Consider the following 13,839-nt stretch of genomic DNA (forward strand, 5'->3'; position numbering starts at 1 on the left):
TTCTATACATATGCAAGAAAAGGAGCAAACGCGAAATGATGAAGTGAAACTTTTGTCAGTGGCGTTTTCCTACACACCTCTCCCGGCTATGAAGTCAAAAGCGGACCTTTTCTCACACTCTCCTTTTGGCTTCACTCGGCATGGGGCTCAAAATGGCCCTGACCGCTTCTACGCATGATCGGACGCTCTCTCCCAACCTAAAAAGAATGGGCTTTGATTTATAAATAAAGAGGGTGTTTTACATAACACCCTCTTACTACATTATTTATACGCTTTAAATACTAACACTGCGTTATCACTACCCAATCCTTCCTAATTACGGCCATGGACACAAAAACTAACCTTCTCTTACTTTCTACTTTTGTTTTTACATGGCATGGGGCTCAAAATGGCTCTGACCGCTTCTACGCATGATCGGACGCTCTCTCCCAACCTAAAAAGAAAGGGGTTTGATTTATAAATAAAGAGGGTGTTTTACATAACACCCTCTTACTACACTATATTATTGATATTTTTTAAATACTAATACTGCGTTATGACCACCGAATCCTAATGAATTACTTAATACAGCACGTACTTCTTGATGTCTTGCTTTGTTTGGTACGTAATCTAAATCACATTCTGGATCTGGTGTTTCATAATTAATTGTTGGAGGAATAACGCCATCTGTAATTGACTTAATAGAGAATATCGCCTCAACAGCTCCAGCTGCACCTAATAAGTGGCCTGTCATTGATTTTGTAGAGCTAATCGCTACTTTATATGCATGCTCACCAAATGCCTCTTTAATTGCCATCGTTTCATATTTCTCATTTGCACCTGTACTTGTACCATGCGCATTAATATAATCAATATCCTCTGGCTCAAGACCTGCATCCGCTAACGCTTGACGTATCGCACGAACGCCGCCTTCACCACCAGGAGCAGGAAGTGTAATATGGAATGCATCACCTGTTGCACCATATCCAACAAGTTCTGCATAAATGTGTGCACCACGTGCTAATGCATGCTCTAACTCTTCTAGTATAAGAATGCCGGCACCTTCTCCCATTACAAAGCCGCTTCGATTTTTATCGAATGGACGACAAGCAGTTGCTGGATCCTCATTAAATGTTAATGCTTTCGCCGAACTAAATCCTGCAAATGCCATACTTGTTAACGGCGCTTCTGCACCACCTGTAATCATTGCATCTGCATCGCCGCGCTGAATGACTTTAAACGCATCACCAACAGAATTTGCTCCTGATGCACAAGCTGTCACAGAACAAGTATTAATTCCTTTTGCACCTGTAGCAATTGAGACTTGACCCGCAGCCATATCAGGAATCATCATTGGTATCAAAAATGGACTTACACGGCGAGGACCTTTTTCCGTAAAGATTTTAAATTGTTCTTCATACGTTTCCATACCGCCAATACCAGAACCGATCCATACACCAATACGTGGTGCAATTTCTTCTGTAATGTCCAACTTCGCATCTTCAACTGCCATCTTCGCTGCTGCTACCGCATATTGTGTGAAGCGATCCATACGACGCGCTTCTTTTTTATCAATATATTTTTCAACTTCAAAGTCGTTAATTTCTGCTGCTACTTTTGCAGGAAATTGTTCCGGATCTAATCTTGTAAGCCGGCCGATTCCAGACACACCATTTTTAATGTTTTCCCAAGCTGTTTCAACATCTGTTCCAATCGGCGTAACAGCTCCTAGTCCTGTAATTACGACACGCTTTTTTTCCATACAAAATACACTCCTTTTTTTCTCTCAGTCCTTATTTGCCCCAACGAAGAGCGACTGCTCCCCATGTTAATCCGCCGCCAAAGCCGACTAATATAATTAAATCACCGTCTTGAATACGTCCATTTTGCAATTCCTCTACCATTGCAATTGGAATTGAAGAAGCTGATGTATTTCCGAACTTCTCAATTGTCATACTCATTTTTTCTTGCGGTAAATTTAATCTTTCTCGTGCAGACTCCATAATACGAATATTTGCTTGATGAGGAACTAAGAAATCCACATCTTCTTTCGTAAGACCTGCTTTTTCTAAAACACGAAGACAAGAATCACCAAGCTGACGAACAGCAAATTTAAAGACTTCTCTTCCGTTCATCATAACATATTCATCTTGGTAAAGGTGCTTACCACCACTTCCGTCCGCTCCTAATTCGAATGAAAGAATACCTTTTCCTTCTGAAACAGGCCCCATTATAACAGCCCCTGCTCCGTCCCCAAATAGTACAGCTGTATTACGATCATTCCAGTCTACAATCTTAGATAATTTATCACTACCAACTACTAATACATTTTTATAAGTTCCAGTTTGAATAAATTGCTGCGCTGTAATCATTCCGTACATAAAGCCCGCACATGCTGCACCTAAATCCATTGCTGCTGCATGTTTCGCACCAATTTGTTCTTGAATTACACAAGCAACGGCCGGAAAAAAACGATCTGGCGTTACTGTTGCAACTAAAATAAGGTCAATTTCTTCTCCACTAATCCCTGCATTTTCAATTGCTTTCTTGGCAGCTTCTACAGCCATATATGAAGTATCTATTGTATCATCGGCAATGCGTCTTTCTGCAATTCCCGTTCTTGTACGAATCCATTCATCAGATGTATCCATGATTTTCTCTAAGTCTTGATTTGTGACTACTTTCTCTGGCACATATCTCCCGATCCCTAAAATGCCTACATTCACTTTGCAGCCCTCCGTTTTATATCAATTATTATGACTTGGTACTAATTTTAAAACATAAACGTTTTTTTGTCTAGAATATATTTCGAAGCAAAAAATAAAGCCGACAAATTGTCGACCTCCCCCCACAGAGAAACAAAAAACAATAGGGAATAACCGCCCGTAAAAGCCCGATTGGTGAGGGCTAATAATCCACGGAATATTCCCCACTTATAAAAGCTTCACTTTATCTTTCTGCTTTTCCAAGCTCATACGCTTCACTCATAACCTTCATTAGTAACTCTAATACCGGCTGCGCTTTTTCCATATCAAGTGCAATTCCATTATCATCTAAAATTGCTTTTGCCTCCGGTAAATGTTTCATAGCGATCTGTAAAAATTGCATGTTTTTTTCATTCATATTTCTTCATCCTTTCAGTGAAATAAAACTTTCATCAATCAAGATTCCTTCATATCCGCCTAACTTCTTTGCCTTTACGTAAATTATCACCTGCAAAGAGCTGGATAAAAAAGCATGGACCTTTCATTCATACAATAGTTTACCACGTGTTTCAACCTTCGTATAACTTCTTATATTTTTTTAAATGTGTCAATTGTTTATTTAAACCGAATTCTAACGGTGTATTTTTCCGAATACAAACGCTCTCTATAGCTGCTCTCTTTGCCTCTTCCGTATGCCGACTCCATTTATCATCAGCATTTAAAAGAGTCATTCCCTTTTCCCACAGATTTTTTTTGCCACTAATTAGATTATACACACCTAGTTTTTCTAGATCGGTCCCTCTCTCCCATAAATATTCGCACACATCCTCAACGTAAAGAATATCACTCCCTTTTTCATATGGAACGAACGGGCATTCATTCTGAGCAAGTTCTGAAAGGATAAGTTGATGATAGCTCATAAATACCGGTTGCCAAGGTCCATATAATGTAGGAACACGAAATATATGATATGGAAATCCCCCCTTCTTTATTTCCTCTTCTACTTTCGTAAATAATCGTTTATTTTCCGATTCTTCCTCCTCATTCCCTATTTCAATAGAAGAAATTACATTTAACTTCACTTTATTTTTTTCACACATATGTGTAACACGCTTCAAATATTGCAAAATGATTCTTTCATTCCGAAATCCACTTTGCTGATTTGGTTCACATAAACAAAAGTAAGCCGCGTCAAAATGTCCCTTTTCTACTGCCCTCCATTCATTTTCATCCCTTATGGAAGAATACGTAAACAAAGCATTTCGTCCAATTAAAAATAGCTTTTCTTCACTTATTTTTGACATACTCTCGAAATCAGCAAAATCAAATCCATATACTTCTACTTCTTCTGCAAGCATTTTATTTACAAGGTGATAACCTACAAACGTAAGTGCACCTACAATAAGCACGCGTTTCATGTCACCAACCCTTTCTTCCCTCTAAACAATAGCTCCTCATTTATGTATATTGGAGCTTCATAACTCTTCTTCATACTTTTTAAAGAAACTACATGTCTGCTGAATCATTTTATATTTCACATCTTGTAAATGAAATAATAAAGAGGTCTCACAGTTTCCATGCACTCGCTTTTTCTCATATTCACGTAATAGTTGCTTACGTTCTTTCTTTTCTTGTGTAGATACAAAAATTTTAACAGGTGCACATGAAGGAAGGTTTAAAAATGATTTTTTCTTAATTTGTGCCGCTAACTCAGCTTCTTTCACATCATACGCAAGTAATAATTCTCTTACCAATCTTTTATAGAAAAACTTATGTTCTTTTTCAAATTCCACATGCGCAGGTAAATCTAGACATGGGCTCAACATGACAACAGATCGTACACACTCAGGATATTGATTCATCATCTCAAGAGCTACAAGTGCACCCATTCCATCTGCAAGAATATGAATTTTTTCATTTAATGTTTCTTTCCTCATAACAACATGATATAAACGCTTTGCTAAACGAACTGACTGATCATTCCCCCAGTGTCTTCCATATAAATTAGATGAAAAGACCGTATACCCTTTCTGTATCAGCCCATTCAAGAAATATGCTCTCCCTTCGTGCTGCATCCATAAACTTGTACTATTCTCAATAAAATAGTTGTAGTCGCCAAGGAGCATAACGCAAAATCCATTTGGTTTCTCAGGTAAATAAATGACGCATGGTTCTTTTTCTAAATAGAAAAAACGTTCCGTAATACTCATCTTTCTCCCGCCTTATTTTCTAAACATAAAAACTACTCCTTTATAATGTATGACCGGAATACAAATTTGCTTTGAAAAATCTACAAATATTTTTTCTATATTCTTTTTTCAATTGTGTTACAATAAGGACAGATTGAACGAATAGGGGTGTGAAAAGATGCGTGTAATTTGGGCCTTTATTTGGTCGTTTATGCTTGTACATATGATGAGTTATGTAATTAGCTCTATGACTGGCGGTATATACGATTTTAAACAAGCGTCTATTTTCTCAGTTGTTCTTGCAGTTCTTGTAATGGCAATTGCAACAGCAATTCCAAACGAACCAGTAGAACAACACTAATAAAAAAAGAGTTCGGATTCAATCCGAACTCTTTTTTTACTCTACATGAACAATTAGTTCATTATTTTGCACATCAACAACTACATGACTATTATCAGTAATTGTTCCTGCAATTAATTCTCTTGCTAGTTTTGTCTCAATTTGACGCTGTACATATCGTTTTAACGGACGCGCTCCATACATCGGATCGAATCCAGATTCTACAACAAATTCTTTTGCGGATTCCGTTAATTCCACTGATATATGACGATCTACTAAACGTCCTTGTAATTCTTTTACAATTTTATCAACAATTCCTTTAATTTCATTTGTTGTAAGTGGTTTAAATAAAATAATTTCATCCACACGGTTTAAAAACTCTGGGCGAAAATGTCCTCTAAGATTTCCCATAACAAGCTCTCTCGATTTTTCTTTAATAGAGCCATCTTCTTGTAAACCTTCTAATAAATATTCTGACCCAATATTTGATGTCATAATAATAACTGTATTCTTAAAGTCCACTGTCCGTCCTTGCGAATCTGTAATGCGTCCATCATCTAACATTTGTAATAAAATATTGAATACTTCTGGATGCGCTTTTTCAATTTCATCTAATAAAATAACAGAATATGGTTTACGACGCACCGCTTCTGTTAATTGTCCGCCTTCCTCATAACCTACATATCCAGGAGGAGCTCCAATTAGACGCGATACAGCATGTTTTTCCATGTACTCAGACATATCAATACGTATCATTTGTTCTTCACTATCAAATAAAGATTGCGCTAATGTTTTGGCAAGTTCTGTTTTCCCAACACCTGTAGGTCCTAAGAAAATGAACGAACCGATTGGACGATTCGGATCTTTAATGCCCGCGCGCGCACGAAGCACCGCATCTGCCACAAGATTGACCGCTTCCTCTTGTCCAATGACACGCTCTGATAAAATTTGTTCTAAACGAAGTAATTTTTCACGTTCTCCCTCAACAAGTTTTGCAACTGGAATTCCCGTCCAACGTGAAACAATATTGGCAATCTCTTCTTCACTTACTTCTTCACGTAATAGACGATTTTCCTGTCCATTATGCGCCCCCGATTCTTCCGCTTCTCTTAATTCTTTTTCCACTGCTGGAATTTTCCCATGGCGAAGCTCTGCTGCTTTATTTAAATCATAATTTCCTTCTGCTTCTTCTAGTTCACGGCGCAGACGCTCTAAATTTTCACGCAAATCACGAACTTTATGAATTTCTTCTTTTTCTTGCTGCCACTGCGCACGCATTCCACTTGCAACTTCTTTCAAATCGGATAATTCACGTTGTAATGTCTTTAATCGTTCTTGACTACCGCGATCCGTTTCTTTTCCAAGGGCAGCTTCCTCGATTTCTAACTGCATAATACGGCGCGTTACTTCATCTAATTCTGTTGGCATCGAATCGATTTCTGTTCGAATGGTTGCACACGCTTCATCAACAAGGTCAATTGCTTTATCTGGTAAAAAGCGATCGGATATATATCGATCTGATAATACAGACGCTGCTACAATAGCGCGGTCATGAATATTTACACCGTGATAAATTTCAAAACGCTCTTTTAAACCACGTAAAATAGAAATCGTATCCTCCACAGTCGGTTCTTCTGCTAATACTTGTTGGAAACGACGTTCTAGCGCCGGGTCCTTCTCAATATATTTTCGATACTCATCTAAAGTAGTCGCTCCAATACAATGAAGTTCACCGCGTGCAAGCATCGGTTTTAACATATTTCCTGCATCCATCGCACCTTCTGTTTTACCAGCACCAACAATCGTGTGAAGCTCATCAATGAATAAAAGAATACGTCCTTCACTTTTTTTAATTTCATTTAATACAGCTTGCAAACGTTCTTCAAATTCCCCGCGGAATTTTGCACCAGCTACAAGTGCACTCATATCTAAAGCAAAGATTGTTCTATCTTTTAACCCTTCTGGTACATCTTTTCTTACAATTCTCTGAGCTAATCCTTCAACAATCGCCGTTTTACCAACGCCAGGTTCTCCGATTAAAACAGGATTATTTTTCGTCTTACGTGAAAGAATACGAATGACACGGCGAATTTCGCTATCACGACCAATTACAGGATCAATTTTCCCTTGTCTTACTTCCGCTACTAAATCACGGCCATATTTCTCTAAAGCTTCATATGTTACTTCTGGATTTTGACTAGTCACCCTTTGATTCCCCCGAACTGCCATTAAAGACTGTAATAATGTATCTTTTGTAATATGGAACTTTGTAAATAGATGATGTATATCACCTTTTTCTTCGCAAAAAGCAAGCAATACATGTTCCACTGAAATATAATCATCTTGTAACTTTTTCGCTTCAGACTCCGCTCTCACAAGCAGTTGCTGTAAGGCGCTCGTCACATATAATTTTCCCGCTTCTGCTCCGCTTCCAGTTACAGAAGGCTTCTTCTTAATTAAACTTTCTACACCTTTCGTTAACTCTTCTATATTGACATTCATTTTTTGAAAAATACGTACTGCTAATCCATCTTGCTGCTCTAATAATGCGAGTAACAGATGAACAGTGTCCACCTCTTGATGATGATGAGATACCGCTAAAGATTGGGCACTCATAATCGCTTCTTGTGTTTTTGTTGTCATTTGATTTAAGTCCATCTTTAAAGCCCTCCAAATGTTTGACTTTCTTTGACCTTTAATTTGATTATACGCCAATTGTCTTTTTTGTACAATGAATTTGATTATGAATTTCAGACTTAGTTTTTGAAGAAGTGCGTCGAACATACATCCAATCAATCTTCACGGAATCTCTCCATTTCCGACTCTCTAATTAAAAAGGCCGCAATATAAATTGCGGCCTTTCTTACGGTTTTCTCTTATATGTCCACTGGCGATTTTGGTTCGAATTTTCAGGAAATCTTTCACCAGCAGTTAATTTTACCATTTGAGGATCTTTCACCATACTTCCAGTTTCCCCAATCTCTACGTAGATTCCATCATTTGGTGCTTTCTGTCCAGAACGAAACCTGCGATTTTGTCCCATTTTCATTCTCCTTCCATGACATCTTTACACCAGTAGTATATCCATTTTCAAAAAAAGCTTTTCTGTCATGTTTAGGAAACAAAGAACATCTTGTATGATCCTACATATATATAAATTTACATAATAAAGCAGGAAAAAAAGTAACATTTGTTGAAAAAAAAGAAACCGACCTATTCTTGGCCAGTTCCAAAGGAGAGTCAAACATATACGAGAAGATTACATGTTCATTATAAGTCTCATTACCGCGGCAATGTAACCCTTTTCACAAATTGTACAAAATGAAAGAAACATTATTTGAACTTTCTAAAAAATCATTGACTTTTCTGATTTCCAATGAGAAATGGTAGACACTCACCTGTTTCTCGACGTAAGATGAATATATAAAGAACCTTCCATTCTTGGATGTTTCTCTATACGCTTTCCAACCTCTTATTTCTGCATATTAAAAACGGAAATACAGATAGAAACAAAAAAATTTTCATAAGAGGTGAAAACATGAAAAAACAACATTTAATCGCATTAGACTTAGATGGCACTTTACTAACAGACGATAAAGTTATTTCAGTACGAACAAAGCAAACGATCGAAAAAGCAAAAGAGCAAGGACATATTGTTGTCATTTCAACAGGACGTCCATTTCGTGCTAGCCACACTTATTATAAAGAACTTGGTTTGAACACACCTATCGTTAATTTTAATGGTGCTTATGTTCATCACCCACTTGATGCAAATTGGGGAACGCATCATTCACCTCTCGAACTTTCAACTGCTCAAGAGATTGTTCGAGCTTGCTTTGATTTTGGAGTGAAAAACATCTATGCTGAAGTTATGGATGATGTATATGTCCGCGAAATTGACGAAGATAAAAAACATATTTTTGAATTTGGTTCTCCAAATATTTTCACAGGAGATTTATTGAATATTTTACAAGATCATCCAACATGTTTACTCATCGATGCACTGGATGAGCAATCCATTGCTATTCGGAATCATTTAACAGATATGCATGCTGAAGTCATTGATCACCGAAAATGGGGAGCTCCTTGGCCAATTATTGAAATTGTTAAAAGTGGTCTCAACAAAGCAATCGGACTTCAAAAAATTTCTAGTCATTATAACATTCCAAGGGAGCGAATTATCGCCTTTGGTGACGAGGATAATGATTTTGAGATGATTGAATATGCAGGTCACGGCATCGCAATGGGAAATGCTATCCCTGAATTAAAATCATTAGCAAATCATACAACATTAACAAACGAAGAAGACGGCATCGCTCTTTATTTAGAAGAGGCGCTTGGATTGTAATCTAAAAATTCCCTACTTATAGTTTGACCCAAAACGTTCATACTATAATCAGACACAGCAATGTGTCAGTTGTTTTCTGCTAAAAAGGGGGAATTACGAATGGGTAAAAAGAACAAATCAAAACGTTTCACCCAACAAGGGGCTGATGCTGTTAAGATGCATGCTGCAAGATTTCCGCACCGCAGTACATTAGCTGAGGCAGAAAAAGAACGAAGCAACTCTTCTCTTGGAGGGGTTTAAATGGGGAACTTATTATTCCAGCAAGCGCGAGATGCTGTTTCGAACGCCATTTCTTGTTCAAGTGGCAATGAACAACAAGAACTCGTTTATCGAGCAAAGAACGCTTTGCGGTCTGCTTATGCACATTCTTCCACCGCTGAGAAAGTGCAATTACGTGAAATGCAACAGCAACTACAGAGCGTTACTAGCGCACATTAAAACAAGAGGACCAAACTTGGTCCTCTTTAATCTTTTCTAAACAGTCCAAATACCCCAACGGTTTGGACTACATTTGTAAATGCTCCTGGATCCACTTGTTTAATAATTCTTTCTAATTCATATAGTTCATAACGAGTAATCACAATCATTAGCATTTCTTTATTTTCATTTGTATAAGCACCTGTTGCTGGCACAGTTGTAATCCCTCGCACTAACCGTGCTTGAATCGCCTTTCGTACATCCACACCATTTGTCGTAACGATAAATGCTGTAATTTTCACATGACGTGTATGGATTGCATCAATAATCCGTGAAGATACGTACAACGTGACTAATGTGTACAACGCTTTTTCCCATCCATACACATAACCAGCAGCAATAATAATGATTGCATTAAAGAAGAAGAAATACGTTCCCACAGGTTTATCTTTTACCTTTGACAAAATCATTGCAATGATATCTAAACCACCTGTGGAAGCACCCCATTTCAAAGCAATCCCTACCCCAATTGCGGAAATGAGACCACCAAAAATAGCATTTAATATAATATCATGTGAAACGGCCTTTACCGGTATAATTTCTAAAAATAGCGTCATAAATACAACACATAAAAAACTAAATAAAGTAAATCCTTTTCCGACCTTTTTCCACGCTAAAATAACAACTGGAATATTAAATAAAGCAAAAAGAACCCCTGTTGATATATGTATCGATGCAAAATCACTTAATACTTGCGAGAGCAACTGAGACAATCCTGCAAAACCACTTGCATATACCTTTGCTGGCGTTAAAAATAAATTCATCCCAATGGCATTTAATAAACCTGCAATAATAACAACAATCAATTTCTTCGTTAATTCAGCATAATTTAATTTAAAGTCCATATCTCATCCGCCTTTATAGATTATGAGTTCATCACTACCAGTATACATAGTCTTTACGAAAACGGAAATGATAAACATGCAACCATTTAGAAATGGAGTTGATACGCATGCCACACACAAGCGATAACGACAAAAAAGCACGTGATAATAACGCAAAGCGTGCTCAAAAAAATGAACAGGAACAAAAGAATATTCAGCAAGGAAAACGTGCATATTCCAAAAAAACAAATCACATTTAACCCTCTGGTACATCAACAAAATTGTTGATGTACTTTTTACATTTTACAGGAAAAAACATCTCGAATTCACTTCGTGTTCACTTCTCTATTTTACAATAGCAATAACATATTTAGATGAGGTGCTAGTATGAAAGGAAAACAATTATTGATTGTGACAGCAACCATTGGGACGTTAATGCTGTCTGCTTGCGGAACAACAAGTAGTTCCGAAGTCATCGCAACATCGAAAGCTTCAACTATTACAAAAGGTGATTTTGATAAGCAATTAAAAGATCGTTACGGAAAAGATATGCTATACGAAATGATGGCACAAGATATCATCACAAAAAAATATAAAGTATCTGATGATGAGGTTAATAAAGAATTCAAAAAAGCGAAAGATCAATACGGTGACCAATTCAACTTAGTACTAGAAAGTAATCGCTTAAAAGACGAAGACGACTTTAAGAATCAAATTAGATTCAAACTCGCAATGAATAAAGCAATCAAGCAAAGTATTACAGAAAAAGATATAAAAGATCATTACAAACCTGAAATTAAAGCAAGTGATATTTTAGTAAATGACGAAAAAACCGCAAATGAAATTAAGAAAAAACTTGACGAAGGTGCTTCCTTTGAAGAATTAGCAAAACAAGAATCTCTAGATCCAGTTTCGAAAGATAAAGGCGGGGATCTTGGATACTTTGGACCAGGTAAAATGGCTCCTGAATTTGAAGACGCTGCTTATAAACTAAATGTTGGCGAAATTAGCGCCCCTGTCAAAACGTCACAAGGCTACCATATTATTAAACTTACTGATAAAAAACCATTGAAACCTTATGATGAAGTAAAAGATTCTATTCGTAAAGACTTAGAAGAACAACGTTTAGCAGATAATACAACAGGTCAAAAAATATTACTAGATGAATTACAGAAAGCTGATATTAAAGTAAAAGATAGCGATTTAAAAGATACATTCTCCCGCCTTTCAGGACAGCAGAAATAAAGTGAAACTTTAATCAGTGGGGTTCATCCCCACTGATTATCAGCCCTCACCAATCGGGCTTTTACGGGCAGTTTATCCCCTACCTATTTTCCTCGCTTTTCTCTAAATCTTGAGGTGGGGGATATTACTGCCCGTTAATGCGGGATAAAAAAACGAACAAGCATGCAGCTTGTTCGTTTTTTTTACTTTTTGAAGTACGTCCAGCCATCTTCTTGATAAATCTTCTCTTCTTTCATCAATTTACCAAGCGCACGCTTAAACGCAGCCTTACTCATATTGAAACGCTCCTTAATGTCTTCCGGATAGCTCTTATCCCAAAACGGCATCGCTCCGCCACGGCTCTCCATATACTCATAAATTACCGCAGCATCGTCTTCCATCCCCTCTTCTTTACGTGGAAGAAGTGAGATATTAATTGTACCATCATCTTTTACATCAATAATACGACCTGTTACACGCTCACCAATACGAACCTGTTCTTTTCTTTCTGTGTGGTGTAAGAAGGCACGGAAATGTTCATCCGTCAATACAAACGAACCTACTTGAAGAGAGCGATACACACGTCCATTTACATTTTTATTACGCATAGATGGCGTTGCATCAACGATGATTTCTTGCATATCTGAATCCCTTGCCGGAAGAGCAATAAGACGACCACGGTTTGTTAATTTCAATGTACAATACAATTCGTCGTCCTCTTCAGGCCAAACCGGTGTATAAATTGGAAACTCATCAGCCGGAATTAATATATCTTTTGAAACACCAATATCAACAAACACACCTAGATCAGGTTTTACTTCTACAACTTTTACCCAGTTCCAGTCACTTGTTGTAATAAGCGGTGTTTTCATCGTTGCTGCAATTCGCTCTTTATGGTCAAGGTATAAAAATACGTCAATCGTATCACCTTCTTCAATTTCCCCCGCTACTTCATTTTTATGTAGAAATACCTCTTCATAACCATCCTCATCATCAAATCCGACCATATATCCAATTTCCGTTTCTCGTAAAACAGTTACCTGCTCAATCGCTCCTGGTTGTAAATACATATATTTTAATTCCCTTCTATATATAAAGTTATATTTTTATCATTCCAAAGAAAGCTTCATTATAACACGATTTTTCCTTTATTTGTCCAACTGCCCAAAATTAACTATAATAAGAGGTGGAATTTAATTTGGAGGTGCTAACTATGGCAAAAGACAGTTCTTTTGACATCGTTTCAAAAGTAGAATTACCAGAAGTAACAAATGCTATTAACATCGCATTAAAAGAAATTCAAAATCGCTACGACTTTAAAGGAAGCAAAAGTGACATTAAATTAGAAAAAGAAGTACTTGTTTTAACTTCTGATGATGAATTTAAATTAGAACAAGTAAAAGACGTTCTCATTTCTAAACTCGTTAAACGTAACGTTCCAATTAAAAACTTAGACTACGGAAAAGTCGAAAGTGCATCTGGCAACACAGTACGCCAACGTGCAACGCTGCAACAAGGTATCGATAAAGATAACGCGAAAAAAATCAATAACATCATTAAAGAGCTAAAATTAAAAGTAAAAACACAAGTTCAAGATGACCAAGTACGTGTAACAGCGAAAAGCCGCGATGACTTACAAGCAGTAATCGCAGCAGTTCGTAGTGCTGATTTACCAATTGACGTACAATTCATCAACTATCGCTAAAAAGAAAACCCTCTATCATGAGGGTTTTTTCTTTTCATAACCATACTA

At 37.1% G+C, this 13,839-nt stretch carries 16 protein-coding genes; 7 read left to right on the forward strand and 9 right to left on the reverse strand.

Features of this window, described 5'->3' with window-relative positions; all coding sequences use genetic code 11:
• Positions 1 to 502 precede the first annotated feature (502 nt).
• The 5 genes from fabF to V7183_RS11455 form a co-directional block, all read right to left on the reverse strand.
• On the reverse strand, positions 503 to 1,741 hold the full coding sequence (gene fabF, locus V7183_RS11435) for a beta-ketoacyl-ACP synthase II (protein WP_097895441.1): 1,239 nt from the start codon (positions 1,739 to 1,741) through the stop codon (positions 503 to 505).
• Between the two features lie 31 nt (positions 1,742 to 1,772).
• The gene (fabH, locus tag V7183_RS11440; RefSeq protein WP_335359583.1) at positions 1,773 to 2,705 is read right to left on the reverse strand and encodes a beta-ketoacyl-ACP synthase III; all 933 of its coding nucleotides are present in this window, start codon (positions 2,703 to 2,705) and stop codon (positions 1,773 to 1,775) included.
• Between the two features lie 223 nt (positions 2,706 to 2,928).
• Positions 2,929 to 3,102 carry a ComZ family protein gene (locus V7183_RS11445; RefSeq protein WP_097895446.1) on the reverse strand — a complete coding sequence of 58 codons (174 nt, stop codon included), beginning with the start codon at positions 3,100 to 3,102 and terminating at the stop codon, positions 2,929 to 2,931.
• Positions 3,103 to 3,253: 151 nt separating this feature from the next.
• Positions 3,254 to 4,102, reverse strand: a complete 849-nt coding sequence (locus V7183_RS11450) for an NAD(P)-dependent oxidoreductase (protein ID WP_335359584.1) — start codon at positions 4,100 to 4,102, stop codon at positions 3,254 to 3,256.
• A 57-nt stretch (positions 4,103 to 4,159) separates the two neighbouring features.
• Complete coding sequence (locus V7183_RS11455) at positions 4,160 to 4,894, reverse strand: alpha/beta hydrolase (RefSeq protein WP_335359585.1); 735 nt, start codon at positions 4,892 to 4,894, stop codon at positions 4,160 to 4,162.
• A gap of 157 nt (positions 4,895 to 5,051) precedes the next feature.
• On the opposite strand from V7183_RS11455, the gene V7183_RS11460 reads away from it, so the two are divergent.
• A complete protein-coding gene (locus V7183_RS11460; RefSeq protein ID WP_335359586.1) occupies positions 5,052 to 5,234 on the forward strand; it encodes a YjzD family protein in 183 nt (60 codons plus the stop codon).
• Positions 5,235 to 5,270: 36 nt separating this feature from the next.
• Here the strand turns inward: V7183_RS11460 and clpB are convergent, their stop codons facing one another.
• Both clpB and V7183_RS11470 read right to left on the reverse strand, forming a co-directional pair.
• Positions 5,271 to 7,871: an ATP-dependent chaperone ClpB gene (gene clpB, locus V7183_RS11465; protein ID WP_335359587.1), complete on the reverse strand. Its 2,601-nt coding sequence runs from the start codon at positions 7,869 to 7,871 to the stop codon at positions 5,271 to 5,273.
• Between the two features lie 205 nt (positions 7,872 to 8,076).
• Positions 8,077 to 8,256, reverse strand: a complete 180-nt coding sequence (locus tag V7183_RS11470; RefSeq protein WP_026590465.1) for a YjzC family protein — start codon at positions 8,254 to 8,256, stop codon at positions 8,077 to 8,079.
• Positions 8,257 to 8,751: 495 nt separating this feature from the next.
• On the opposite strand from V7183_RS11470, the gene V7183_RS11475 reads away from it, so the two are divergent.
• The 3 genes from V7183_RS11475 to V7183_RS11485 all read left to right on the forward strand — a co-directional run bounded on the left by V7183_RS11475 (position 8,752) and on the right by V7183_RS11485 (position 9,999).
• The gene (locus V7183_RS11475; RefSeq protein WP_335359588.1) at positions 8,752 to 9,561 is read left to right on the forward strand and encodes a Cof-type HAD-IIB family hydrolase; all 810 of its coding nucleotides are present in this window, start codon (positions 8,752 to 8,754) and stop codon (positions 9,559 to 9,561) included.
• Between the two features lie 99 nt (positions 9,562 to 9,660).
• Entirely contained in the window at positions 9,661 to 9,801 is a 141-nt protein-coding gene (locus tag V7183_RS11480) for a competence protein (protein WP_335359589.1), read from the forward strand.
• Positions 9,802 to 9,999, forward strand: a complete 198-nt coding sequence (locus V7183_RS11485) for a DUF3813 domain-containing protein (protein WP_335359590.1) — start codon at positions 9,802 to 9,804, stop codon at positions 9,997 to 9,999.
• A 26-nt stretch (positions 10,000 to 10,025) separates the two neighbouring features.
• Here the strand turns inward: V7183_RS11485 and V7183_RS11490 are convergent, their stop codons facing one another.
• The gene (locus V7183_RS11490; protein WP_097895460.1) at positions 10,026 to 10,883 is read right to left on the reverse strand and encodes a YitT family protein; all 858 of its coding nucleotides are present in this window, start codon (positions 10,881 to 10,883) and stop codon (positions 10,026 to 10,028) included.
• A gap of 107 nt (positions 10,884 to 10,990) precedes the next feature.
• Between V7183_RS11490 and V7183_RS11495 the strand changes: the two genes are divergently transcribed.
• Together V7183_RS11495 and prsA are read left to right on the forward strand one after the other, a co-directional pair.
• Positions 10,991 to 11,122, forward strand: coding sequence for a DUF3941 domain-containing protein (locus V7183_RS11495; RefSeq protein ID WP_097895462.1), 132 nt, complete (start codon positions 10,991 to 10,993; stop codon positions 11,120 to 11,122).
• A gap of 127 nt (positions 11,123 to 11,249) precedes the next feature.
• Entirely contained in the window at positions 11,250 to 12,107 is an 858-nt protein-coding gene (prsA, locus tag V7183_RS11500) for a peptidylprolyl isomerase PrsA (protein ID WP_097895464.1), read from the forward strand.
• 182 nt (positions 12,108 to 12,289) lie between these two features.
• Here the strand turns inward: prsA and V7183_RS11505 are convergent, their stop codons facing one another.
• Positions 12,290 to 13,156 (reverse strand): CvfB family protein, encoded by an 867-nt coding sequence (locus V7183_RS11505; RefSeq protein WP_097897576.1) that lies wholly within the window; start codon positions 13,154 to 13,156, stop codon positions 12,290 to 12,292.
• A 143-nt stretch (positions 13,157 to 13,299) separates the two neighbouring features.
• On the opposite strand from V7183_RS11505, the gene V7183_RS11510 reads away from it, so the two are divergent.
• Positions 13,300 to 13,791, forward strand: coding sequence for a YajQ family cyclic di-GMP-binding protein (locus tag V7183_RS11510; RefSeq protein WP_335359591.1), 492 nt, complete (start codon positions 13,300 to 13,302; stop codon positions 13,789 to 13,791).
• The last annotated feature ends 48 nt before the right edge of the window (positions 13,792 to 13,839 follow it).

This window comes from Bacillus sp. JJ1127 (assembly GCF_036965845.1).
GTDB lineage: Bacteria > Bacillota > Bacilli > Bacillales > Bacillaceae_G > Bacillus_A.

What these genes read in the sequence shown, in the direction of transcription:
- fabF (WP_097895441.1), bottom strand. Translation starts at nt 1,741, where the DNA reads ATGGAAAAAAAGCGTGTCGTAATTACAGGACTAGGAGCTGTTACGCCG.
- V7183_RS11445 (WP_097895446.1), bottom strand. Translation starts at nt 3,102, where the DNA reads ATGAATGAAAAAAACATGCAATTTTTACAGATCGCTATGAAACATTTA.
- V7183_RS11450 (WP_335359584.1), bottom strand. Translation starts at nt 4,102, where the DNA reads ATGAAACGCGTGCTTATTGTAGGTGCACTTACGTTTGTAGGTTATCAC.
- V7183_RS11455 (WP_335359585.1), bottom strand. Translation starts at nt 4,894, where the DNA reads ATGAGTATTACGGAACGTTTTTTCTATTTAGAAAAAGAACCATGCGTC.
- V7183_RS11460 (WP_335359586.1), top strand. Translation starts at nt 5,052, where the DNA reads ATGCGTGTAATTTGGGCCTTTATTTGGTCGTTTATGCTTGTACATATG.
- clpB (WP_335359587.1), bottom strand. Translation starts at nt 7,871, where the DNA reads ATGGACTTAAATCAAATGACAACAAAAACACAAGAAGCGATTATGAGT.
- V7183_RS11470 (WP_026590465.1), bottom strand. Translation starts at nt 8,256, where the DNA reads ATGGGACAAAATCGCAGGTTTCGTTCTGGACAGAAAGCACCAAATGAT.
- V7183_RS11475 (WP_335359588.1), top strand. Translation starts at nt 8,752, where the DNA reads ATGAAAAAACAACATTTAATCGCATTAGACTTAGATGGCACTTTACTA.
- V7183_RS11480 (WP_335359589.1), top strand. Translation starts at nt 9,661, where the DNA reads ATGGGTAAAAAGAACAAATCAAAACGTTTCACCCAACAAGGGGCTGAT.
- V7183_RS11485 (WP_335359590.1), top strand. Translation starts at nt 9,802, where the DNA reads ATGGGGAACTTATTATTCCAGCAAGCGCGAGATGCTGTTTCGAACGCC.
- V7183_RS11490 (WP_097895460.1), bottom strand. Translation starts at nt 10,883, where the DNA reads ATGGACTTTAAATTAAATTATGCTGAATTAACGAAGAAATTGATTGTT.
- V7183_RS11495 (WP_097895462.1), top strand. Translation starts at nt 10,991, where the DNA reads ATGCCACACACAAGCGATAACGACAAAAAAGCACGTGATAATAACGCA.
- prsA (WP_097895464.1), top strand. Translation starts at nt 11,250, where the DNA reads ATGAAAGGAAAACAATTATTGATTGTGACAGCAACCATTGGGACGTTA.
- V7183_RS11505 (WP_097897576.1), bottom strand. Translation starts at nt 13,156, where the DNA reads ATGTATTTACAACCAGGAGCGATTGAGCAGGTAACTGTTTTACGAGAA.
- V7183_RS11510 (WP_335359591.1), top strand. Translation starts at nt 13,300, where the DNA reads ATGGCAAAAGACAGTTCTTTTGACATCGTTTCAAAAGTAGAATTACCA.